This window comes from Microvirga sp. VF16 (assembly GCF_016864375.1).
Lineage (GTDB): Bacteria > Pseudomonadota > Alphaproteobacteria > Rhizobiales > Beijerinckiaceae > Microvirga.
In genome coordinates, this window is sequence record NZ_CP069354.1 from 1,122,898 (window position 1) to 1,144,587 (window position 21,690).

20 protein-coding genes, 1 tRNA gene and 1 pseudogene are annotated in these 21,690 nt (G+C 61.2%); 15 read left to right on the forward strand and 7 right to left on the reverse strand.

Features of this window, described 5'->3' with window-relative positions:
- The first annotated feature begins 9 nt into the window (after positions 1–9).
- From JO965_RS05235 to JO965_RS05245, 3 genes are all read left to right on the forward strand, one after another.
- Positions 10–1,329: an ABC transporter substrate-binding protein gene (locus tag JO965_RS05235; RefSeq protein ID WP_203442650.1), complete on the forward strand. Its 1,320-nt coding sequence runs from the start codon at positions 10–12 to the stop codon at positions 1,327–1,329.
- Between the two features lie 123 nt (positions 1,330–1,452).
- Complete coding sequence (locus JO965_RS05240; protein ID WP_371826865.1) at positions 1,453–2,343, forward strand: carbohydrate ABC transporter permease; 891 nt, start codon at positions 1,453–1,455, stop codon at positions 2,341–2,343.
- Positions 2,340–3,239 (forward strand): carbohydrate ABC transporter permease, encoded by a 900-nt coding sequence (locus JO965_RS05245; RefSeq protein ID WP_203442652.1) that lies wholly within the window; start codon positions 2,340–2,342, stop codon positions 3,237–3,239. The genes JO965_RS05240 and JO965_RS05245 overlap by 4 nt, the downstream gene beginning before the upstream one ends.
- Positions 3,240–3,421: 182 nt before the next feature.
- Here JO965_RS05245 and JO965_RS05250 read toward each other — a convergent pair whose 3' ends face one another.
- Together JO965_RS05250 and JO965_RS05255 are read right to left on the reverse strand one after the other, a co-directional pair.
- A complete protein-coding gene (locus tag JO965_RS05250) occupies positions 3,422–4,309 on the reverse strand; it encodes a hypothetical protein (protein ID WP_203442653.1) in 888 nt (295 codons plus the stop codon).
- A 174-nt stretch (positions 4,310–4,483) separates the two neighbouring features.
- Positions 4,484–4,573 (reverse strand) — tRNA-Ser (locus tag JO965_RS05255).
- A gap of 207 nt (positions 4,574–4,780) precedes the next feature.
- Between JO965_RS05255 and JO965_RS05260 the strand changes: the two genes are divergently transcribed.
- Together JO965_RS05260 and msrA are read left to right on the forward strand one after the other, a co-directional pair.
- Positions 4,781–5,101, forward strand: coding sequence for a PetM family of cytochrome b6f complex subunit 7 (locus JO965_RS05260; RefSeq protein WP_203442654.1), 321 nt, complete (start codon positions 4,781–4,783; stop codon positions 5,099–5,101).
- 85 nt (positions 5,102–5,186) lie between these two features.
- A pseudogene (gene msrA / locus JO965_RS05265) lies at positions 5,187–5,844 on the forward strand (peptide-methionine (S)-S-oxide reductase MsrA).
- A 71-nt stretch (positions 5,845–5,915) separates the two neighbouring features.
- Here the strand turns inward: msrA and mepA are convergent.
- Together mepA and JO965_RS05275 are read right to left on the reverse strand one after the other, a co-directional pair.
- Positions 5,916–6,827 carry a penicillin-insensitive murein endopeptidase gene (gene mepA / locus JO965_RS05270; protein WP_203442655.1) on the reverse strand — a complete coding sequence of 304 codons (912 nt, stop codon included), beginning with the start codon at positions 6,825–6,827 and terminating at the stop codon, positions 5,916–5,918.
- 107 nt (positions 6,828–6,934) lie between these two features.
- On the reverse strand, positions 6,935–8,095 hold the full coding sequence (locus tag JO965_RS05275; protein ID WP_203442656.1) for an SDR family oxidoreductase: 1,161 nt from the start codon (positions 8,093–8,095) through the stop codon (positions 6,935–6,937).
- A 242-nt stretch (positions 8,096–8,337) separates the two neighbouring features.
- Between JO965_RS05275 and JO965_RS05280 the strand changes: the two genes are divergently transcribed.
- Positions 8,338–8,748 carry a PRC-barrel domain-containing protein gene (locus tag JO965_RS05280; RefSeq protein WP_036363378.1) on the forward strand — a complete coding sequence of 137 codons (411 nt, stop codon included), beginning with the start codon at positions 8,338–8,340 and terminating at the stop codon, positions 8,746–8,748.
- A 112-nt stretch (positions 8,749–8,860) separates the two neighbouring features.
- Here JO965_RS05280 and JO965_RS05285 read toward each other — a convergent pair whose 3' ends face one another.
- Positions 8,861–9,478, reverse strand: a complete 618-nt coding sequence (locus JO965_RS05285; protein WP_203442657.1) for a hypothetical protein — start codon at positions 9,476–9,478, stop codon at positions 8,861–8,863.
- Positions 9,479–10,133: 655 nt separating this feature from the next.
- Between JO965_RS05285 and JO965_RS05290 the strand changes: the two genes are divergently transcribed.
- From JO965_RS05290 to arsC, 6 genes are all read left to right on the forward strand, one after another.
- Positions 10,134–11,000 carry a DMT family transporter gene (locus JO965_RS05290; RefSeq protein ID WP_203442658.1) on the forward strand — a complete coding sequence of 289 codons (867 nt, stop codon included), beginning with the start codon at positions 10,134–10,136 and terminating at the stop codon, positions 10,998–11,000.
- Positions 10,997–12,088, forward strand: a complete 1,092-nt coding sequence (locus JO965_RS05295) for an ATP-dependent RecD-like DNA helicase (RefSeq protein ID WP_203442659.1) — start codon at positions 10,997–10,999, stop codon at positions 12,086–12,088. Before JO965_RS05290 ends, JO965_RS05295 begins: the two co-directional genes overlap by 4 nt.
- 78 nt (positions 12,089–12,166) lie before the next feature.
- Positions 12,167–12,340 (forward strand): DUF1328 domain-containing protein, encoded by a 174-nt coding sequence (locus JO965_RS05300; protein WP_203442660.1) that lies wholly within the window; start codon positions 12,167–12,169, stop codon positions 12,338–12,340.
- 222 nt (positions 12,341–12,562) lie between these two features.
- Positions 12,563–13,651, forward strand: a complete 1,089-nt coding sequence (locus JO965_RS05305; protein WP_203442661.1) for a TRAP transporter substrate-binding protein — start codon at positions 12,563–12,565, stop codon at positions 13,649–13,651.
- Positions 13,652–14,069: 418 nt separating this feature from the next.
- Positions 14,070–14,642: a hypothetical protein gene (locus JO965_RS05310; protein ID WP_203442662.1), complete on the forward strand. Its 573-nt coding sequence runs from the start codon at positions 14,070–14,072 to the stop codon at positions 14,640–14,642.
- Between the two features lie 84 nt (positions 14,643–14,726).
- Positions 14,727–15,152 (forward strand): arsenate reductase (glutaredoxin), encoded by a 426-nt coding sequence (gene arsC / locus JO965_RS05315; RefSeq protein ID WP_203442663.1) that lies wholly within the window; start codon positions 14,727–14,729, stop codon positions 15,150–15,152.
- Positions 15,153–15,197: 45 nt separating this feature from the next.
- Here arsC and JO965_RS05320 read toward each other — a convergent pair whose 3' ends face one another.
- Entirely contained in the window at positions 15,198–16,433 is a 1,236-nt protein-coding gene (locus tag JO965_RS05320; protein WP_203442664.1) for an MFS transporter, read from the reverse strand.
- Positions 16,434–16,710: 277 nt separating this feature from the next.
- Positions 16,711–18,516 (reverse strand): translation elongation factor 4, encoded by a 1,806-nt coding sequence (gene lepA, locus JO965_RS05325; protein ID WP_203442665.1) that lies wholly within the window; start codon positions 18,514–18,516, stop codon positions 16,711–16,713.
- Positions 18,517–18,672: 156 nt separating this feature from the next.
- Here lepA and JO965_RS05330 point away from each other — a divergent pair, with 156 nt between their 5' ends.
- The 3 genes from JO965_RS05330 (at position 18,673) to JO965_RS05340 (ending at position 21,682) form a co-directional block, all read left to right on the forward strand.
- Entirely contained in the window at positions 18,673–20,040 is a 1,368-nt protein-coding gene (locus JO965_RS05330) for an APC family permease (protein ID WP_203442666.1), read from the forward strand.
- 112 nt (positions 20,041–20,152) lie between these two features.
- The gene (locus JO965_RS05335; protein WP_203442667.1) at positions 20,153–20,482 is read left to right on the forward strand and encodes a hypothetical protein; all 330 of its coding nucleotides are present in this window, start codon (positions 20,153–20,155) and stop codon (positions 20,480–20,482) included.
- 213 nt (positions 20,483–20,695) lie between these two features.
- On the forward strand, positions 20,696–21,682 hold the full coding sequence (locus JO965_RS05340; RefSeq protein WP_203442668.1) for a tripartite tricarboxylate transporter substrate binding protein: 987 nt from the start codon (positions 20,696–20,698) through the stop codon (positions 21,680–21,682).
- Positions 21,683–21,690 lie beyond the last annotated feature (8 nt).

Consider the following 21,690-nt stretch of genomic DNA (forward strand, 5'->3'; position numbering starts at 1 on the left):
AAGCAACTGATGACCTTATCGAGACGTGATCTGCTTCTTGGGACTGCTGGCCTTGCCGCCGGCGCGGCGGGAGCCCAGTTTCTGAATGCCGGGCCGGCCTTCGCGCAGGGCGCAGCCCCGCAATACAAGCCAGAGCAGGGAGCCAGCTTACGCGTGCTGCGGTGGACGCCTTTCGTGAAGGGCGACGAGGATTCCTGGCTCGCCAATACGAAGAAATTTACCGAAGCGACCGGGGTCGACGTGCGCGTCGACAAGGAAAGCTGGGAGGACATTCGCCCCAAGGCGGCTGTCGCGGCCAATGTCGGTTCGGGCCCTGACGTCATGCTCGTCTGGTTCGACGATCCGTTCCAGTATCCGGACAAGCTTCTCGATGTTACCGATATCGCGAGCAGCTTCGCCAGCAAGTACGGCGGCTACTTTCCGGGGCCGGAATCCTATGCCAAGCAGGGCGACAAATTCATCGCTCTGCCGTTGGCGGCCATCGGCAACGGCATTCTCTATCGCGAGAGCATGCTGCAGCAGGCCGGCTGGTCGAAATTCCCCGAGAAGTCCGACGAGTTCCTGGAGATGTGCAAGGCTCTGAAGGCCAAGAGCAAGCCGGCGGGCTTCGCACTAGGCAAGGCGGTAGGCGATGGCAACAACTTTGCGCACTGGATCATCTGGAGCCATGGCGGCCGGATGGTCGACGAGAGCGGCAAGGTTGTCATCAACTCGCCTGAGACGATCAAGGCTCTGCAATATGCGCGCGAGCTCTATCAAACCTTCATCCCGGGCACCGAAAGCTGGCTCGATATCAACAACAACCGGGTTTTCCTGTCGGGCGACATCTCGGTGACGGCGAACGGAGTGTCTCTCTACTATTCGGCCAAGAATGATCCAAAGATGGCCGAGATCGCGAAGGACATTCGTTCGACGGTGATGCCAACCGGTCCTGTCGGTCAGCCCGTCGAACTGCACCAGACCACCTCGGCGGTGATCTTCAAATACACGAAGTTCCCGAACGCGGCCCGTGCCTATCTCCAGTATATGCTCGATAAGCCGCAGATGGATGCTTGGATCACCGCTTCGAGCGCCTATTGCTGTCCGCCCTTGAAGGGCCTGATCGACAATCCGGTCTGGACCTCCGATCCGGTGCACGAGCCCTACAAACGCGCCTCCGCGACGTTGCGGCCCAACGGCTATGCCGGTCCGCTGGGTTACGCATCGGCCGCAACGATGGCGGATTATGTCACGGTCGACATGGTGGCCGAGGCTGCCACGGGACAGCGTACGCCCGAGGAAGCAGCCAAGCGCGCGGAGCAGCGGGCCAATCGTTACTACCGCGTCTGACGAGCCTGAAAGGGCGGCGCGGGAGTGCCGCCCCTTTTCCTTTCCTGAGAATGCCGGAGACGCCTTATGGTCGATGCCGCCCTTTCCCGTGCAGGCGCGACAGCCGCGCCGACACGGACACCCCTGCTGCAGAGCAAAGGCTTTCTCGGCCTGCTTTTCATGTTGCCGGCAGCGCTATTCCTTTTTGTCTTTCTCTCGTACCCGCTGGGCCTTGGCGTCTGGCTCGGCTTCACCGACACGCGCATCGGCCGCTCCGGCGTCTTCGTCGGACTGGAAAATTATCAGCTCCTTTGGGACGACAGCATTTTTTGGCTCTCGGTCTTCAACACCATTCTCTACACCGTGGCGGCCTCGATCCTGAAATTCGCGCTAGGCTTGTGGCTTGCACTTCTTCTCAACGAGCATCTGCCGTTCAAGGCCTTCATCCGCGCCATCGTTTTGTTGCCTTGGGTCGTGCCGACGGTGCTTTCGGCTATCGCCTTCTGGTGGATCTACGATGCCCAGTTTTCGATCATCTCATGGGCGCTCATGAAGCTCGGATGGATCAGCTCGCCGATCAACTTCCTGGGCGATCCGAACAATGCGCGCGCGACCGTGATCCTCACCAATGTGTGGCGCGGCATTCCTTTCGTGGCGATTACCCTGCTGGCCGGCCTTCAGACAATCTCGCCCTCGCTCCATGAAGCAGCGACCCTTGATGGAGCGACATCCTGGCAGCGCTTCCGCCATATCACGCTGCCCATGCTCTCGCCGCTGATCGCCGTGGTGATGACCTTCTCGGTGCTGTTCACCTTTACCGACTTCCAGCTCATCTACGTGCTGACACGAGGCGGGCCGCTCAATGCCACTCATCTCATGGCGACCTTGAGTTTCCAAAGAGCCATTCCTGGCGGCCAGTTAGGCGAAGGCGCGGCGATTGCCGTCGCGATGGTGCCTTTCCTTCTCGCCGCCATTCTCTTCAGCTATTTCGGGCTGCAGCGCCGCCGCTGGCAGCAGGGAGGAACCGACACATGACCTCTGGCGCCAGACCTGTCGACCCTGCCGTCGCCGACGACAGCGTCGGGATGAGCTATCTCAACCGCACGCCGCAAAGATTGTTCACGGTGTATCTGCCACTGGCGGTCTTCGTGTTCGTCCTGCTGTTTCCTTTCTACTGGATGTCGATCACAGCTCTTAAACCAAATGCGGAGCTCAACAATTTTCGTGACTACAACCCCTTCTGGCCGTCAAACCCGACATTGGAGAACATTCGCTATCTCCTGTTCGAGACCTCTTATCCCGGCTGGCTCGTCAACACGATGGTCGTGGCGATAGGCTCCACCCTCCTGTCTCTCGCAGCATCGGTGTTTGGTGCTTACGCCATCGAGCGTATCCGTTTTCCGGGGTCCCGCTGGACGGGTCTGGCGATCTTTCTGGCGTATCTGGTGCCGCCGTCGATACTCTTCATTCCGCTGGCTGTCATGATCTTCAAGTTCGGGATCTACGACTCGAAGCTTGCCTTGATCTTCACCTATCCGACCTTCCTCATTCCCTTCTGCACCTGGCTGCTGATGGGCTATTTCCGTTCGATCCCGTATGAACTGGAGGAGTGCGCTCTCGTCGATGGGGCGTCACGCTGGCAGATTCTGACAAGGATCATGCTGCCTCTCGCGGTACCAGGCCTAATCTCGGCGGGCATTTTCGCCTTCACCCTCTCCTGGAACGAATTCATCTACGCACTCACCTTCATTCAATCATCCGAGAACAAGACAGTGCCGGTAGGCGTGCTGACCGAACTCGTCCGTGGCGACGTCTATGAATGGGGAGCGCTCATGGCGGGTGCGCTTTTGGGATCGCTGCCGGTCGTGCTGCTCTACTCGTTCTTCGTCGACTACTATGTCTCCTCAATGACCGGTGCGGTGAAGGAATAGATGAGATCAAACCGCCGCCTGACATAGCGGCGGCTGCCCTATTAATCCCGGGGGACCAATGTCTCCTCCCAACACATCCTGGACCTTGGCCGAGCTTTCCCAGTCTCATTCAAGGCGTCATTGAGGATGCTCTGGGCTCAGCCTCCGAGGGCAATAGGGGAGGGTCTATTGTCAGTGCAGGGTCAGCTAAGGAATAGCCATTTTATGGCGTCATAGAACGCTGATCCTAGGAGGGCTAGAACCATTAAGCTAAAGAAAGCTCTATGCTTTGAGGATGGGTCATCATTTGTTTTGAATGTATTAATTGGGAAGGCCCACTTGAAATAAGAAAAAAGGAACCGATAGGCAAAGGCAATAAGCAAGAATGTATAGACGTAGAATGGAACTCGCCACTCCATTGGTTGAGATTGCACAAAAGTATTATTAGATAATTTCGATGTAATGTAGAAGCCATACGGAACGGCAATTAGATAAAGGAAAGCATCGTAAATAAATGCTCGGTGGAAAGCGCTAGATAGCTTTCGTCTACTTCGAAGGGTCTCGATGACCTCGGCTATGATCGTGTTCTTGAACATTGATTTAGAGCTTTCTACGGATACGTTGCTACCATTGGGCGTTGGCGCAGAAAGCAGATTTGACCAATCCATTAATGGTGGTTTGGTGAAATCAAGAAATAGATCGAACCTGTCCCTGATATCTGAGCGGGTGAAAGACTTATATGCCGTGTTGTTGGTGAAAAAGACCGTACTTATCGCTCTAGGTAGGTTTTGGTCCTCAAAAATAGAGACATTATCGCCGTAATAATGTGTTCCGTCAGCGGCTGTTATAGTGACAGTAACTCGGAATGCCTGACTTCTAAAGCTTTTCTTCCATTGTTCCCATTCCTCTAGGGCTGTTTCATCAGGCTTTGAGAGGCCTTTGACAATGGAATCGCCCATTTCCGAGAGGGCTCGTGACAGTATCTGATAAAGCCTACGAAGTGTGTCCGCGTCGACGTCGTATCCCCGTAATGCACGTTGAACTGAGAACCCTGCTGGATTCGGGAAGAGTGAGGCAGTTTCGTCGGACATGTATCTCTCGGCTAATGCCGTAAGAAGGTATCAGTGCTGCTATCGGGGCAGGAATAAGTTGTCGCAGCTATCCACAGGGAGCAGGGGGCTGGGTACGCAAGTTGGGTACGCATACCTCAGGCTCTTGGTCCTAGGATATTGTAATTAAAGCGTAAAATCTGAGTCATTAGATAATGGCGGAGGGAGCGGGATTCGAACCCGCGATACGGTTTCCCGTATACACACTTTCCAGGCGTGCGCCTTCAACCACTCGGCCACCCCTCCAGCGTGAGCCTGTGAGGCTCCAGAACCTTGCACTTGCCGTTCGACATGGGCCAGTCAGGTCCTCCGCACAACTCTGCGGAGCGCCCGTGTATCGCTAAATCAGGGCAAAAGGCAAGACCGAACTTGAGTCAATTTAGCCTGAATCGCCTTTGCCATTGCGACAAAACGCACTACATATTTTCCTCTCTGTTCATAGAGGTATCCCCCTTGAAGTTTCTAGCGCGTAGCCTTGGCCTGCTGCTGATCGCGGCAGGCTTTATTGGGTTGGTGATCGATGGGACGCGGTCCATCGTCAATAATGCTGTATCGTTCGCTTCCATCGGAAAAGTAGGCGGAATTCTTTTCCCGAATGGAATGGCCGGGCTTGAAGGCAGCATCGCGCAGCGTGGTTATCCCTGGCTGTGGGATCCCATCGCCACCTACGTCCTCCAGATGCCCGCTTCGGTCACGGGCTTCCTGCTCGGCGCCCTGCTGATGTGGCTGGGACAGAAGCCGCTTGAGCCGATCGGATATCTCGCGGGCCGCTAAAGTTTTCACGGGAAGGTGACGTAAAGGGGCTCTCCCGCGGGGGCGAGGCAGCGCCTACATCAGCGAGGTCACGCAAAGGACCTCCATGTTCAGCTTCCGCAAACGACTCGACCTGCCGAATGCCGCCGAGGCTCTGCCCGGCCGGACCAGTCCGATCCCGACGGCAGAGCGGCATTTCATCAATAATCACCTGCTCCAGCCGCCTTATCCCGAGGGCATGGAAAAGGCCGTTTTCGGCCTCGGCTGCTTCTGGGGCGGAGCGCAAGTTCTGGCAGCTGGGCGACGGCATCTGGATCACCGCTGCGGGCTATGCCGCCGGCACCACGCCGAACCCGACCTACGAGGAGGTATGCTCCGGTCTGACTGGGCAGAACGAGGTCGTACTGGTGGTCTACGATCCGAACGTGATCCCCTATGAGACCCTGCTGAAGACCTTCTGGGAAAACCACGATCCCACCCAGGGCATGCGTCAGGGCAACGATGTGGGCACCCAGTACCGCTCCGGGATCTACGTGTTCAACGAGGCGCAGAGGAAGGCCGCAGAAGCGTCCAAAGCGGCTTACGGCGAGGCGCTGGCCGCCAAGGGCTATGGGCCGATCACGACCGAGATTCTCGATGCCGGGCGGTTCTACTTCGCCGAGGATTACCACCAGCAATATCTGGCCAAGAACCCGAACGGCTATTGCGGTCTCGGCGGCACCGGCGTGTCGTGCCAGATCGGCGTCGGCGTGGCTGCCGAATAAACAGAGCTTCTCTTTAAACTGAGAACGGCTGCGTCCTGCGGGATGCAGCCGTTTTCGCCTTTAAGCCTGCCTCACGGCGCTTCGAGAACGCTGCGGCACTCATTGGGCAATTGCGCCATGGTCAGCGGCGGGCGGGGCTTGCCGGGCTTCGGATGCAGCATCTGGGGCGTGAACCACGCATTCAGCTCCGCGCCGCAGCCATCACCGCTCGGCGGCGGATCCTGATCGGAGCAGCCTGCTTCGCCCGCAGGGCAGGCGAGGCGGATATGGAAATGGTAATTGTGGCCCCATATCGGCCGCACCTTGGTCAGCCAGTTCCGGTCCGCGCCCGCCTCGCGGCAGAGCGCCCGCTTGATGGCCGGATTCACGAAGACCCGGGCCACGCTTCTTTCCGATGCGGCGGCGCGGATGAGCGCGGTGTGCTGCGGCGTCCAGACCTTCGGGTCGATATCGAGCAAGTCGCTGCGCACCATGTTGGTGGCCGACATCTCCTCCCGCTCGGCCCGTGAGAGGCGACGGTTGGGCATGGAAGTGAGCCAGATATCGGCGTCGAGTCCGATCTGGTGCGAGGCATGGCCCGTGATCATCGGTCCGCCGCGCGGCTGCGAGATATCGCCGACGAGAAGGCCCGGCCATCCATTGATGCTCGGAAGCCGGGTGGCGAACCGCTGCAGGAAGCCGATCATCTGCGGGTGGCCCCAGTTGCGGTTGCGGGACAGGCGCATGACCTGCCAATTGTCGCCATCGACCGGGATCGCCGCCGCGCCCGCAACGCAACCCCGGGCATAGCTGCCGATGGATCGCGAACGAAGATCGGCCGGCTTGGCGCGCCGCCCGAAGAGCTCCTTCGCGGCAAGCCTCGGATCGTCGGGGTTGGCGAGCGGCGGCAGCGGCTTTGGGTCGAGCGTGCCCTTGTCCTGAGCGACGGCGGAGCCGCTGATGAGAAGAGCAAGGGTGATAGCGAGGGAGCGAATCGGATTCATACGGCAAGGCTATCGCGCATCTCGGAACTCCGAAACGGACAGCGCACTGCCATCTTGTCGCTCTTTGAAGAAGCGGCCGGACCGTGAGATCCGGCCTCCAAGAGGGATCAATGTCTCGGCTGCGGGCGGCCGTCATTAAGACGGCGCTGGCTCATGTGGCCTGGCCCGAAGGTGCGCTTGTCGTGCCCGTTTCCGATCCGGCGCATGGCAGGCTGGTAGCGCGGGGTCGGCCGCTTGAGCCGCTTCTGGCGCCGACCTGTTGCAAGAGGCGGCAGGAACAGGGCTGCGATGCCCGCTGCGACTCCGGCCAGCACAGCCGCCGTCACGAAGGGGTGGATCTGTGCCTCGAGCAGCAGGCTCGTCTTGCGCGGCTCGTGGGGAAGGGACGAATACATGTCTCCGTCCTCGCGGGCCTGATAGAGATTGTCGCGCATTCCGGGGCGCTCGGGGTGATCCGTTGTCTGCGAGCTATAGCCGGTCCATTCCATGGCTTTGTCGACGAGGTGGGGCGCGACCTTGCCCATGGCGCCGATGGCCCAGCCGCCGAATCCGATGGTGATCTCGCGGCGGTGGTGTTCGGCCGCAAACACGATCGCCTTGCCGACCAGATGCGGATCATAAGTCGGCGGCGGAACGGTCGTCTCGTGGTCGAGGTAGTTGCGGGCATGTTCGACGTAAGGCGTGTCGATGGACGACGGCTTGATGAGCGTGACCGAGATCGGTGCGTCCTGGTTTCCCAGCTCCATGCGCAGGCCATCCGTGAAGGCCTTCACCGCGTGCTTGGAGGCCGAGTACTGGGTCTGCAGGATCATGGTCCGCTCGGACAGGACGCTGCCGACATTGACGATGGTGCCGCCGCGATGGCGTAAATGGTCCGCCGCGATCATCGAGCCGTTGACGACGCCCCAGTAGTTCACGTCGAAAAGCTGCCGCTGATCCTCCAGCGGGATGTCCGTGAGGTTGCCGTAGAGAGCCACCGCGGCGTCGTTCACCCAGGTATCGAAGCCGCCGAAGGTCTCGATGGCCGTGCGCGCCACCCGCTCCAGATCCTCGCGCTTGCTCACATCCGCGGCCACTGCAATGGCCCGTGTCGATCCATGGCTGAGCTCATCCGCGATCTTGTGCAAGGCGTCCTCGTTGCGGGCGACCAGGACGAGACCCTTGGCGCCGCGCTCAGTGAACAGGTGAGCCGTCGCAAGTCCGATGCCGCTGGATGCGCCGGTGATAACGACGACCTGATCCTGGATTGGCTTCTGACGAACCGCCATGGCTGCCTCCTCCGTATCCTCACGTTTCATAAACGTGGATCAACGTGAGGTCGGGAAGGGGGTTCCTACGGCAGCGCTTGGTGTGAGGAAGCCGGTAAGAGCGTCGGAAATCGGGTGCATCGTGCAAAAAAATGGTCCCGCTTTTGGGATCGATCCGATGCTTGAGGCTTCCGGTTCGGAGCCGGAACCTGCTTTTCAACCCGAGCGTTGCCCTAGGATCTCACACTGAAGGGAGCGAAATGATGCAGACGACGGCACAAAGCAGCGACGTTCGCGAAACTCACAGCCTCATCGCCAGTGACAAGGTGGAAGGAACGCCGGTGCGCCGCACGGACGGCGAGAAGATCGGGACGATCGAGCGCGTGATGATCGAGAAGCGATCCGGCAAGGTCGCCTATGCGGTGATGAGCTTCGGCGGCTTCATGGGGCTCGGCGAGGAATACTACACGCTTCCCTGGAGCGTCCTGAAGTACAATACCGAGCTCGATGCCTATGAGCTGAACCTCTCGGAGGATCAGCTGCGCGGAGCGCCCCGCCGCAGCGCGGAAGGGCATGACGCGTCCTATGATCGGGAATGGGAAGAGCACGTTCACCGGTACTACAACGCCACGCCCTATTGGGGGGCAAGCGATCCGATGAGCACAGGCCGGTAATCCGGTCAGCCATCCTACAAAACAAAATCGCCCGGCTTTCGCCGGGCGATTTTTATGCGCAGGCGCCGGACGATAGGGAAGGCCCTATTCCGGCGCTTGCAGCATGCGCGTCTTAGCGCTTGCGCGACTTCGAGGGGCTCTTGCGAGCGCTCGAGGTCCGCTTGGCGACCTTTGCCGACTTCTTCGTGGCAGAGGTACGGCTCGAAGCGGCAGCTGCGCGCTTCGTGGTCGACTTGGCGGCGCTGCGCGCCTTCGAGGCCGACTTCACCGCGGTGCGGCTGGAGCTGCGAGCGGCAGACTTGCGAGCCGTCGAACGGGCCGAGGACTTCTTGGCGGCCGACTTGGCCGAAGTCTTGCGAGCAACCGTCTTCTTGGCGACTGCCTTGCGGGCAGTGGTCTTCTTAGCTGCGGACTTGGCCGACGAACGAGCCGTGGTCTTTTTCGCAGCTGTCTTCTTAGCAGTGGTCTTCTTGGCGGTAGTCTTCTTGGCGACTGCCTTGCGGGCAGTGGCCTTCTTCGCGCCGGACTTGGCCGAAGACTTCGTGGCCGACCGGGAGGCCGACTTCGCTGCCGTCTTCTTGGCGGCGGTCTTCTTCGCGCCAGCCTTCTTCGCGGTGCTGGTCGAGCTGCGGCGAGCGCTGCTCTTCTTTGCGGTCTTCTTCTTGGTGCTGGTCGCACCGGTGTCACCCGTGAACAGCATCGTCAGCGGGTTCTTGGTATCTGTCGGCATTGCCGCCTCCTTCAAGGGCCTTCGCGTGCAACCGTCACGCTTGCAAGGCAACGTCGTTATACCAAGGGGGTTCCGAATATCGGAAAGTGTAGACAGTAGAACTTGCACTTTTTCTGTGGATATGTTGCTCGGCAAGTCTCTCTGCACTTGCAGCTCTAAGACTCAATATCGGGTTCAAGATGAGGCAGTTAGAGTCTCTTCTTCAGTTGCATCGGCATCGCTCTTCATCATGATGCACTCGTGCGATGGCGCAAAATTAGTCTTTTATAACAATGGCTTAGGCTGTTCGTAAAGAAGACGTTAAACGTCTGTTGAGTATTCGGACGTGTTCGAGTTCGTTCAACATCGCAACCGAAATCCTCTTCACTTGGAGAGGGGTGAAGGCGGTTTTTTCGCGCTCCAAACTCCTCGCGCGTGAGACCCAAAAAAATTTGTCGATCGGAGTCGAAAATCGGTCTGCGAGTCGCCCGACGAGTCGAGAATCACAATCCGCGACTCGTGCATGAGGGAGTGATCGGAGCCTCATTCGAGTCTCGCTCTTGGGTTCATCCCTCATGTGCGTCCTGGTCGCTGCAGGAGCATCGGACCCAAAAGTGGATTCCACTTTTGGGTCCGATGCTCTAAGCGAGAAGACCCTCACATCGGTTGGACCGCCGTGCCCCATCGCAGCATCCTCGCCGTCGTCCTCTGGATGAGCGGCGCACTCGTCTCCTTCTCCGCAACGGCGATCGCGGTACGCGCGCTTGCGCCCACCTTCTCGATCTTCGAGATGCTGGCCGTTCGCAACGCCGCCGGAGTCCTGATCCTGCTTGTCCTTGCGCTCCTCAAACCGAACCTGCGGCCCGGGTTGAAGCCGCGCCGCTTCCCGCTGCATCTCGCGCGCAACGTCCTTCATTTTCTCGGCACGGACGGATGGGCTTTCGGCCTCACGCTTCTGCCGCTCGCAACCGTCTTCGCGCTTGAGTTCACCACGCCAGCCTGGGTAGCGCTGCTCGCGATTCCGCTGCTCAAAGAGCGGATGACGAGAGGGCGTCTGGTCGCCATCGTGCTTGGCTTCATCGGCATTCTCGTGATCCTGCGTCCGGGGCTGGAAACCTTGCAGCCGGCCAGTTTCCTGATGCTCGGCGTCGCTTTCAGCTTCGCCCTCGTGGCGATAATGACCAAGCGGTTGACGATGACCGAAAGCACCTTCTCGATCCTGTTCTTCATGAACCTGCTGCAACTTCCCATGAACCTCGCGGGGGTGAGCCGGGCCTTCTGGCTCCAGGTCCAACCGTCTCATGCCCTGGCCCTCATCGGCATCAGCGTCGGCGGTCTTCTCTCGCATTACTGCATGACCAATGCGTATCGCCGGGGAGACGCCACCATGGTCGTGCCGTTGGACTTCATGCGCATCCCGCTGATCGCCTTCGTCGGCTGGCAGTTCTATGGCGAGGCGCTCGATCCTTACGTCTTCCTCGGCAGCGGCATCATCATCGTCGGTCTTCTCTACTCCCTGCATCGCGAGGCGAAATCCGCATGACCTGGTCGCCGCAACAGGACGCCGCCCTCAAAGCCGTCGCCGACTGGCTCCGCCGCGGTGACCGTCCGGTGTTCCGGCTTTTCGGATATGCCGGCACGGGCAAGACGACGCTCGCCAAGCACATCGCCGAGAACGTGGATGGCGAGGTGGCGTTCGGCGCCTATACCGGGAAGGCCGCGCTCGTTCTGCGCACCAAGGGCTGCACCGATGCCTCGACGATTCATTCGATGATCTACCGCTCGCGGGAGTCGGATGAGAACGGCCCGCAATTCGTGCTCAACCGCCAGAGTCCGGCCTCCAAGGCCGACCTCATCGTCATCGACGAATGCTCCATGGTCGACGAGGAATTGGGACGCGATCTCCTGTCCTTCGGGCAGCCCGTTCTCGTGCTCGGCGATCCGGCGCAATTGCCGCCGGTCAAGGGCGGCGGCTTTTTCACGGAAGGCGAGCCCGACGTGATGCTCACGGAAGTGCATCGCCAAGCCAAGGATAATCCCATCATTCACCTCTCGATGCAGGTCCGGGAGGGCGGGCGGCTGGAGCCGGGGACCTATGGCGAGAGCCGCATCATCCGCCGCCGCGAGATCGACGCAGCCGCCGTCATGGCAGCCGATCAGGTGCTGGTCGGATTGAACAAGACCCGGCGTCTCTACAACTCGCGACTGCGCGAATTGAACGGCTACCGCGATCCCATGCCGGCGGCCGGCGAGAAGCTCGTCTGCCTGCGCAACGACAAGACCAAGGGACTGCTCAACGGCGGCACCTGGACCATCCAGGCACTGCGCGGCATCCGCAACGATTTCATCCGCATGGATGTGCTGCCCGACGACGATGCCCGCCGAAGGTCGGTGGAGGTCGCGGTGCACAAGGCCTTCTTCGAGGGAACGGAGGAAGAGGTGCCGTTCGTGCTGCGCAAGGAGTCCGACGAGTTCACCTATGGCTATGCGCTCACCGTGCACAAGGCACAGGGCTCGCAATGGGATGACCTCATGCTCTTCGACGAGTCCTATGCCTTCCGCGAGCATCGCAGCCGCTGGCTCTACACGGCTCTGACGCGGGCGGCCGAAAAGGTCACCGTGGTAATCTGAGCTCGGGCGCTCCGGAACCGGATCAAGCTTGAGCGCTTAATCTGTGCAGCTGAGCTTTATGACGTCAAAGGTGCCAATATGCTGAAATGGGCTCTGATCTTCCTTGTCGTGTCGCTGGTCGCCGGTGCTCTGGGTTTCACGGGCATCGCTTCCGGCGCCAAGACCATCGCCAAGATCCTGTTCGGCCTTTTCCTCCTCGCCTTCATTCTCCTGATCCTCCTCGCCTGGGGGGCCGGCGAGCTGATCTTCTGACGAGCCTGTTCCTGTATCTTCACGTCGATCAGAAGCCGGTTCCGAGCTTTGCTCGGAACCGGCTTACGCATGCGCTGAATGCATGAAGTCCTTGCTCCCGTGGATCTGCCTTCTTCCGCATGGCCCGCTATAGGGACGCTTCAACTTTTCGTTTGAGCGCGTCGCGGTGAAACTTTCTGTCTCGTGCGCGCCTTGAAACGTAAACGAATGAAAGGGACGCCCATGAAACGTCGTGCATTCCTCCAGGCCGCCACCGTCGGCGCAGCCTCCACCGCGGTTGCCGCTCCCGCCATCGCCCAGTCGAACCCCGAGATTCGCTGGCGCCTGACCTCGGCTTTCCCGAAATCTCTCGATACGTTGTTCGGCGGCGGCGAGACCTTCGCTAAGCTGGTCTCCGAGGCCACCGACGGCAAGTTCCAGATCCAGACCTTCGCGCCCGGCGAGATCGTCGGTGCGCCTCAGGCGCTCGATGCCATCGGCTCCGGAACGGTGGAGATGGGCCATACCTGCTCCTACTACTACGTGGGCAAGGACCCGACCTTCGCCATCGGTACTACGCTGCCCTTCGGCCTCAATTCCCGTCAGATGAATGCCTGGCTCTATCAGGGTAACGGCAATGCCCTGCTGAACGAGTTCTACGCCAAGCACAACATCTATGCTCTGCCCGCGGGCAATACCGGCGTGCAGATGGGCGGCTGGTTCCGCAAGGAGATCAAGACCGTTCAGGACCTCCAGGGTCTCAAGATGCGCATCGCAGGTCTCGCAGGTCAGATCATGGGCAAGCTCGGCGTCGTGCCGCAGCAGATCGCAGGCGGCGATCTCTACCCGTCGCTTGAGCGCGGCACCATCGACGCTGCGGAATGGGTCGCGCCCTATGACGACGAGAAGCTCGGACTCAACAAGGTCGCGCCCTATTATTACTACCCGGGCTTCTGGGAGGGCGGTCCTGCCATTCACCTCTACATCAACCTGCAGAAATGGAATGAGCTGCCGAAGACCTATCAAGCCGCCATTCAGGGCGCGGCAGGTTATGTGAACGTGGATACGCAGGCCAAGTACGATGCCAAGAATCCGGCAGCTTTGCGCAGCCTGATCGGCAACGGCGCGCAGTTGCGGCCCTTCTCGCAGGAGATCATGGAAGCAGCCTACAAAGCCGCCAACGAGGTCTACGATGAGATCTCGGCCAAGAATGTCGAGTTCAAGAAGATCTATGACAGCTACAAGGCGTTCCGCGGCGAGGAATATCTCTGGTTCCAGGTGGCCGAATATGCCTACGACACCTTCATGATCCGCGCCCGCGCCCGCGGCTGATCACAGGCGAGAAAGGCGGGCTTCGGCCCGCCTTTTTCTTGTGTTACCGGCATGCCGTCGATGTTTCGCCGCCGGCGATTGCGCGCATAGACCTGCGACTTGTTCCAGGCTCGAATGTCCTCGAAGTTCGGTGAGCTGGGCTCCCAATCGCTACCGCGCGCCCAGCCGTGATCCTGAGGATAATTGGCTGTCGAGGCCCGCACACCGGCGGGACTGTGCAGAAGCCGCGTCAGATCTGTCCTGGTTCAATCCGTCTCTGGGCGAGGTAGGGTCCATCGGGGCAGCTCGAGAGCGTTGCAGTTTCGAGGCAACCGGTGCAGTTGATGCGCGTTGCTATGAATAAGAAGGTTCGTTCCCCCTGGAGGGTCCGGTGCACAGCGTAAGATCGTGGGGAGCATGGTCGGGCAGGCTAGCCATTTTGGCAGGGCTTGCCGTTGCTCCCGTGGCGCAGGCTGCGAACGATCCGCTCGACCGGATCGGCGGTCACGAGCCGATTCAGGCGCATTTCGATTCCACCACGCATCGGACTCGGGTCTCCGGCAAGGCCGCGCCGGATCTCTGCTTCTCTTTCTCATTGCCGGACGAGTGGCACCTCGCGGATACGAGCCTGAAGGCCGTTGTCTCAAATGCGGATCTCACAATCGATCTTCGCTCGGCCGAGGAGCTTCGCGACATGCCGCAATCCGATCTCGCGGCGCGCGATGCTGCTGTTTTGCAGCGGGATTACGAAGAGCTCCTCGGGCGTCCCGCGCAATCGGTGTCTCTGTCTTCCGATGCCGGAGCGATGCGCTGGTCCGCCACCTGGATCGATGCCAACCTGCCATCGGCCTCGCATGCCATGACGATCGAGACCGTGATCGTACCGCTCTCGAGCGAATGGGTGCTCGAACTGTCCCTCTCCGGTGTCGCGACGCGGGAAGCCTACGATGCTCTTGCGCAGCACCTGCTGGTGCGATTGAAGGTGCAGGGCAGGGCGGCCTGCCAGAGCTGACCTTTCGCGAGGGACATTCGCCGCTGGCCTTCCTTGATGCACAATGGCATGCCCGAACCGGGCCTTCGATTGTCAGGATAAGTCATGGACGTGATTATCTACCACAACCCGCAATGCGGGACCTCCCGCAACACCTTGGGGCTGATCCGCAATGCCGGGATCGAGCCGCACATCGTCGAATATGTGAAGACGCCGCCGACGCGCCTGCTCCTGCGCCAGCTGATCGAGCGGATGGGATTGAGCGTCCGCGATGTGATCCGCGAAAAGGGAACGCCCTATGCGGAACTCGGGCTTGATGATCCCTCCTTAAGCGACGATCAGCTACTCGATGCGATGATGGCGCACCCGGTCCTGATCAACCGCCCCATCGTGGTCACGCCCAAGGGAGTGCGCCTGTGCCGTCCGTCCGAGACGGTGATCGACATCCTGCCGCCGCAGCAGGGCGAATTCGTCAAGGAAGACGGCGAGCCGGTGGTCGATGCCACCGGACGCCGCATCGGTTTGGCATAGACTTCCAGGGAACGAGTGGTTGCGCCGCCGCTCAGCCGGCGGCGCTCATGGCGCCTCCAGCTGCGTTCCGACGGGAACGACAGGCTCCGGGACGAAGCTCTCCTTTTCCTCCTGCGGAGGAGCGGCGCGCTGCAGGCTGCGATAGGCGCCCCAGATCGCCATGAGAGCCTGGGCGACGATGACGACATAGAGGAGGCCCAGCCGTCCGAACTCCGTCATCATCATGCCTGAGATCACCGGCCCGATCGCTGCGCCCACGCCTTGCAGGATCAGAAGACCGCCGGCAGCGGCGACGAACTCGCCGGGCTTCACCATGTCGTTCACATGCGCCGTGACGATGCTGTAGGTCGGGATCACGCTGCCGCCGAAAACGGCGACATAGATGAAAAGCAGCCATACAGGCCCTATTGCCGGTACGAAGTGAATGAGCACAAACAGGATCGCCGCCGCCATGCCCGAGGCGCCGATGATCACGTGGCGCCGGTCCATGCGGTCCGAGAGCCAGCCGAGAGGATAGGTGGTGGCAAAGCCGCCCAGCGTGCCGCAGGCCATGAAGATGGCGATCTCCGTCGTGTCCAGCCCGCGCTCCTGTGCCCAGATCGGGCCGAGCGCGAAGAACGAACTCGTGGTGATGCCGCACAGAACCGCAGCCACCACGCCGAAGGGCGATTGCCGGTAGAGCTGCATCAGGTTGATCCTGGTGTCGCTGACCGCATGAGCCGGCGCGGTCGCCCGCGACAGGGCCGTGGGCACGAGAGCCAGCGAAATGAGGATGGCGACGAAGCAGAACAATCGATAGCCGTGCGGATCGCCTGCGGGCAGGAGCATCTGCCCGCCGATCCCGGCGATCAAGCCAGTCATCCCATACACGCTGAGAATCTGCCCGCGTGTCTGTGCATTGACGGAGGCGTTGAGCCAGCTTTCGACAACGATGAACAAGCCGGCAAAGCAGAAACCGGTCACCGCGCGCGCGACGATCCAGACGGCCGGGCTGATCGCGAGCAGATGCAGCAGGGCGGTCGAGGCGGCGATCGCGGCCAGCGCCGCAAAGGTCCGCGTATGGCCGACCTGCTGGATCACGCGGCCGGCTCCAAGCGAGCCGACGACGATGCCGACCCAGAAGGCCGCGCCCACGGCCCCGATCTGCGTCGGCGTGAACTGCTCGATGCTCCCGCGCACGCTGAGCAGGGTGCCCTGCAGGGTATTGCCGATCTGCATGAGGGCATAGCCGAGAAGAAGTGCAAAGAGGGTCGGCAGCGTGGCCCGCAGGGACGAAGACATGGGCTCTCCTGTGATGTGAGATCCTGTGGTTCGGAGATGCGGTTGGCGAGAGGTTCGGTCTGGACGATATGGGCATGCCGAAGCCCGGCATCCGAAGATCCCGTACTCCAGCATATGACTAGTCGTCAGACCAAAGCCCCGTGCCTGGGTTGAACTCTGGGAGGGAGGGCAGGTTCCAGAACTCAGTGTTGCAGTGCAAACGATAAAAGAAAGGCCCAGCTCGATGTGGAGCTGGGCCTGTCACATTTTGCAGCGAAAGCCGCGATGGCCTTTTCCTTTAGGAATCCATCTTCAGCGCGGCGATGAAGGCTTCCTGCGGGATGTCGACCTTGCCGAACTGGCGCATCCGCTTCTTGCCTTCCTTCTGCTTGTCCAGAAGCTTGCGCTTGCGCGAGGCGTCGCCGCCGTAGCACTTGGCGGTCACGTCCTTGCGCAGGGCACGGATGGTCTCGCGGGCAATGATCTTGCCGCCGATGGCGGCCTGCACCGGGATCTGGAACATGTGCGGCGGGATCAGCTCTTTCAGCTTCTCGCACATGGCGCGACCACGGCCCTCGGCCCGGTCGCGATGGACCAGCATGGAGAGCGCGTCCACCGGCTCGCCGTTGACCAGAACCGACATCTTCACGAGGTCGCCTTCGCGATAGTCGGAGATGTGGTAGTCGAAAGAGGCGTAGCCTTTCGAGATCGACTTCAGGCGATCGTAGAAGTCGAACACCACCTCGTTGAGCGGCAGATCGTAGACCACCATGGCGCGCTTGCCGACATAGTTCAGGTCGATCTGGATGCCGCGACGCTCCTGGCACAGCTTGAGGACGGAGCCGAGATAATCGTCGGGCGTGAGGATGGTGGCGCGGATCCACGGCTCCTCGATGCTTTCGATCTTCATCACGTCCGGCATGTCGGCCGGGTTGTGCAGCTCGATGGTCGAGCCGTCGCGCAGCTTCAGATGATACACCACCGAAGGCGCGGTTGAGATGAGGTCGAGGTTGAACTCGCGCTCCAGACGCTCCTGGATGATCTCGAGATGCAGGAGGCCGAGGAAGCCGCAGCGGAAGCCAAAGCCGAGCGCAGCGGAGGTCTCCATCTCGTAGGAGAAGCTTGCGTCATTGAGGCGCAGCTTACCCATGGCGGCGCGCAGATTCTCGAACTCGGCGGCATCGACGGGGAACAGGCCGCAGAACACCACCGGCTGCACGGGCTTGAAGCCGGGAAGCGCTTCAGCCGTGGGTTTGCGCTCGTCGGTGATGGTGTCGCCGACGCGGGTATCGGCCACTTCCTTGATCGAGGCGGTGAAGAAGCCGACCTCGCCGGGGCCGAGCTGCGCCAGTTCGGTCATCTTGGGCGAGAACACGCCGACACGGTCGAGAGAGTAGGACGCGTTCGTGCCCATCATCTTGATGGTCTGGCCCTTCTTCATCGTGCCGTCGACGACGCGCACGAGCACGACCACGCCGAGATAGGCGTCGTACCAGGAATCGACGAGGAGAGCTTTGAGCGGCGCATCCGGATCGCCCTTCGGCGGCGGCAGCTTCTGGACGATGGCTTCCAGCACGCCCTCGATGTTGAGGCCGGTCTTGGCCGAGATCGGCACGGCGTCAGAGGCGTCGATGCCGATCACCTCCTCGATCTGCTCCTTGATCCGGTCCGGATCGGCGGCGGGCAGGTCGATCTTGTTGAGGACCGGCACGATCTCGTGGTTGGCGTCGATGGCCTGGTAGACGTTGGCCAGCGTCTGCGCCTCGACGCCTTGCGAGGCGTCGACCACCAGCAGCGAGCCCTCGCAGGCGGCGAGCGAGCGCGAGACCTCGTAGGCGAAATCCACGTGGCCGGGGGTATCCATCAGGTTCAGGATGTAGGTCTTTCCGTCCTGCGCCTTGTATTCCAGGCGCACGGTCTGCGCCTTGATGGTGATGCCGCGCTCGCGCTCGATATCCATGTTGTCGAGCACCTGCTCCGTCATCTCGCGGGCCGAGAGCGCCCCCGTGGTCTGGATCAGGCGGTCGGCCAGCGTCGACTTGCCGTGGTCGATATGGGCCACGATGGAGAAATTGCGGATGTTGTCGAAGGTGCGAGCGGTCATAATTCTGCAGATATAAGAATGTTCAGGCCGCAATAGCAGGGTGGCCCCTCAAAGCCAAGGGAGGCCAGTGTCGCGTGCCGGCATGGGATTTCCGTCGCCAATAGCCCGTCGCGCCCTATCCTCCTGTTGGAGAGGGCACCAATCCGGGAAGCCGCCATGGCCGGAACTCCAGTCATTACCGAAGGCGCGGACAACCTTGGCGCAACGGGGCGCCCCGAGCTTCACCGCTCCATCGGTCCGGCCCAAATGGCGCTCTATGGGCTCGGCAGCATGCTGGGCTCCGGGGTCTACGGCCTGATCGGGCAGGCGGCCGGGCAGGTGGGCAATGCGGTTTGGCTCGCCTTTCTGGTGGCGCTGGTGGCGGCGCTCCTGACCGCCTTCACCTATGCGTCGCTCGGCTCGCGCTATCCGAGGGCCGGCGGCGCGGCCTATATCGCGGAGCGGGCCTATCGCTCGCCGCTCATCGGGTTCGTGGTCGGGTTGGCAGTGGCCTGCTCGTCCCTCACTTCCGTTGCCACCCAGTCCCGGGTTTTTGCCGCCAATCTCGCCTCCTTGACCGGAAGCAGCAACCAGACGGCTGTTTTCCTGGCGCTCGGCTTCCTGCTGCTCCTGACCGGATTGGTGCTGCGCGGCATCCGCGAATCCATGTGGGTCAACGTGCTGTGCACCTGCATCGAGGCAGGCGGCCTTCTGCTCGTGGTGGCGGTGGGGATCAGCTATTGGGGCAGCGTCGATCTTCTGGAGACGCCACCGCCGGGCGAGGGCGCGAGCGATGTGATGATGCTCCTCGTGCTCCAGGGCGCGGTGCTCACCTTTTTCTCCTTCCTCGGCTTCGAGGATACCCTCAACGTGGCCGAGGAGTGCCGCGAGCCGCAGCGCACCGTTCCCATCGGGTTGATCGCCGCCATGGCCATGGCGGCGGTGATCTACGTGGCGGTGGCGATCACGGCGGTTTCCGTGCTGCCCTGGCGGGAACTCGCGGCGGCGCCCGGTCCTCTGACGGCCGTGATGGAAAAGGCCGCCCCCTGGCTGCCGCCCGTCGTCTATGGAGCGATTACGCTGTTTGCCGTCGCCAATACGGCTCTCGTGAATTACGTAACCGCGTCACGGCTGGCCTATGGCATGTCCCATCAGGGCCTGTTGCCGTCATGGCTTGGCCGTGTCCATGCCGCAAGGCGCACGCCGCATCTGGCGATCCTTGCCATGTTCGTGATCGTGACGCCGCTCGCTCTGATCGGAACCATCGGCCAGTTGGCCGCCGCGACCGTGCTCCTGCTGCTCCTGGTCTTCGCGCTCATGAACGGAGCGCTGGTGCTGTTGAAGAACAGGGAGGGGGAACTGCGCGGGCGCTTCGAGATCCCGCTGATTCTGCCGCTTCTCGGCAGTTTCGTCTGTGCGGCTCTTGTGATCGTGCGGGTGGTGACCGGCGACTGGCGCGCGCCAGCCATTGCAGGAGCGCTGCTTGCCGGGATTTTCCTGCTCTATGCGCTGTACCGGCCTAAGACGAAACGGCGCGTAGCTTAGCAAGTCAGGCTTTTGCTGTTAACTATTCCTTAATTTTGACCGTGCTCCCGCTTCATTCCCCACCGTCATCGTCTAAGGTGGCCGGCACAGATATCTGCAAAAAGACGATGCCGTGCTCTACCCGCTGACACAGAACCCGAACTTTCGCGTCCTGGACGCCATCGGGCGGGATTTTGCCACGCATCCGCCATCGCCACCGCCGCCCTTGTTCGGGCCCAGGACGGGGCAGCCGCGAAGCGCCGAGGACATCGCTTTTGAGGGTGGGTTCAGCAGTCTCAGCGACATGCTGTGCCGCATCGCGGAGGTCGATCTGTCCCGATACTCGCAATCGGCGGCCCTGAGGCAGTGGTATTATACGGATGGATCCAAGGGCGGGCTCCAGGCCATGATCAATGCCCAGTACCGATTTTTTGCACCGGACCTGTCGGCCGAGAGCGCCTGAGCCTCGATCAGCGGAGCCGTTCTACGATTGCCCGGATGCGGATTGAAAACCGTCGATCCCCAGGAGAGTTTGCCTGAGGCAATCCTCCTCTGTTTTTCGTCTCTGTTTTCGCTACATACGAGACTTCCGCATCGGAAGTGCAATGCGCATGGCTGCCAGACGCGGCTGCGCGGCATTTCCCGAAAACAGCCTTTCATCATTGGAGACACGATCGTGACCAACACAACCCGACGCCAAGCGCTGCTCCTCGGCGGTGCCCTTCTGGGTGGAACGGCCCTCGGTCTGACGCCGGCCGCGGCTCAGACCTTCCCGACCCGTCCGATCACCATGGTCGTGCCCTTCGCGGCCGGCGGCTCCACAGACGTGGTCGCCCGCATCATCGCGCAGAAGATGTCGGAAGGACTGGGCCAGCAGGTGATCGTCGAAAACGTGGCCGGTGCCGGCGGCAGCACGGGTGCGGCCCGCGTCGCCAAGGCAGAGCCCGACGGCTACACGATTTTGATGGGCACAGTGGCGACTCATGCGCTCAACCCGCTCATGCTCAAGCGCAAGCCCTACGATGCCGTGACGGATTTCGCACCCGTATCGCTGCTTGTGATCGTGCCGAATGTGCTCGTGGTTCATCCGAGCCTGCCGGCCAAGACGGTGCCGGAACTGATCGCGCTCCTGAAGGCCGATCCTGCGAAGTACAATTACGCTTCTTCGGGTGTGGGCACGCCGCTGCATCTGTCGGGCGAGCTGTTCAAGAGCATGGCCAAGGTGTCGGCGCAGCACATCGCCTATCGCGGCTCCGGACCTGCCCTGAACGACGTGGTGGCCGGTCAGGTGCCGATCATGTTCGATAACCTGCCGTCCGCTTCTGAATTCATCAAGGCCGGCACGTTGCGCGGGATCGCCGTGACGACGAAGGAGCGTGCTCCGTCCTTCCCGGACATGCCGACAATCGCCGAATCGCTGCCGGGCTACGAGACCTACACGTGGAATGCGGTGTTTGCGCCGCCCAAGACCCCGAAAGAGATCGTGGATCGCCTGAACGCCGAGGCGCTCAAGGCCGTGAAGGATCCGGCCGTGCAGGAGCGACTCAAGACCTTCAGCGCGACCGTGGTCGGCTCGACGCCGGAGGCTCTGGGTGAGCACGTCAAGACCGAGATCGCGAAGTGGACTCCGGTGGTCAAGGAAGCCGGCGTTCAGATCGACTGATCAAGAAC

Coding starts and splice junctions, on each gene's coding strand:
- JO965_RS05235 (WP_203442650.1), top strand. CDS start 10: ATGACCTTATCGAGACGTGATCTGCTTCTTGGGACTGCTGGCCTTGCC.
- JO965_RS05245 (WP_203442652.1), top strand. CDS start 2,340: ATGACCTCTGGCGCCAGACCTGTCGACCCTGCCGTCGCCGACGACAGC.
- JO965_RS05250 (WP_203442653.1), bottom strand. CDS start 4,309: ATGTCCGACGAAACTGCCTCACTCTTCCCGAATCCAGCAGGGTTCTCA.
- mepA (WP_203442655.1), bottom strand. CDS start 6,827: ATGAATCCGATTCGCTCCCTCGCTATCACCCTTGCTCTTCTCATCAGC.
- JO965_RS05275 (WP_203442656.1), bottom strand. CDS start 8,095: ATGGCGGTTCGTCAGAAGCCAATCCAGGATCAGGTCGTCGTTATCACC.
- JO965_RS05280 (WP_036363378.1), top strand. CDS start 8,338: ATGCAGACGACGGCACAAAGCAGCGACGTTCGCGAAACTCACAGCCTC.
- JO965_RS05285 (WP_203442657.1), bottom strand. CDS start 9,478: ATGCCGACAGATACCAAGAACCCGCTGACGATGCTGTTCACGGGTGAC.
- JO965_RS05295 (WP_203442659.1), top strand. CDS start 10,997: ATGACCTGGTCGCCGCAACAGGACGCCGCCCTCAAAGCCGTCGCCGAC.
- JO965_RS05300 (WP_203442660.1), top strand. CDS start 12,167: ATGCTGAAATGGGCTCTGATCTTCCTTGTCGTGTCGCTGGTCGCCGGT.
- JO965_RS05305 (WP_203442661.1), top strand. CDS start 12,563: ATGAAACGTCGTGCATTCCTCCAGGCCGCCACCGTCGGCGCAGCCTCC.
- arsC (WP_203442663.1), top strand. CDS start 14,727: ATGGACGTGATTATCTACCACAACCCGCAATGCGGGACCTCCCGCAAC.
- JO965_RS05320 (WP_203442664.1), bottom strand. CDS start 16,433: ATGTCTTCGTCCCTGCGGGCCACGCTGCCGACCCTCTTTGCACTTCTT.
- lepA (WP_203442665.1), bottom strand. CDS start 18,516: ATGACCGCTCGCACCTTCGACAACATCCGCAATTTCTCCATCGTGGCC.
- JO965_RS05330 (WP_203442666.1), top strand. CDS start 18,673: ATGGCCGGAACTCCAGTCATTACCGAAGGCGCGGACAACCTTGGCGCA.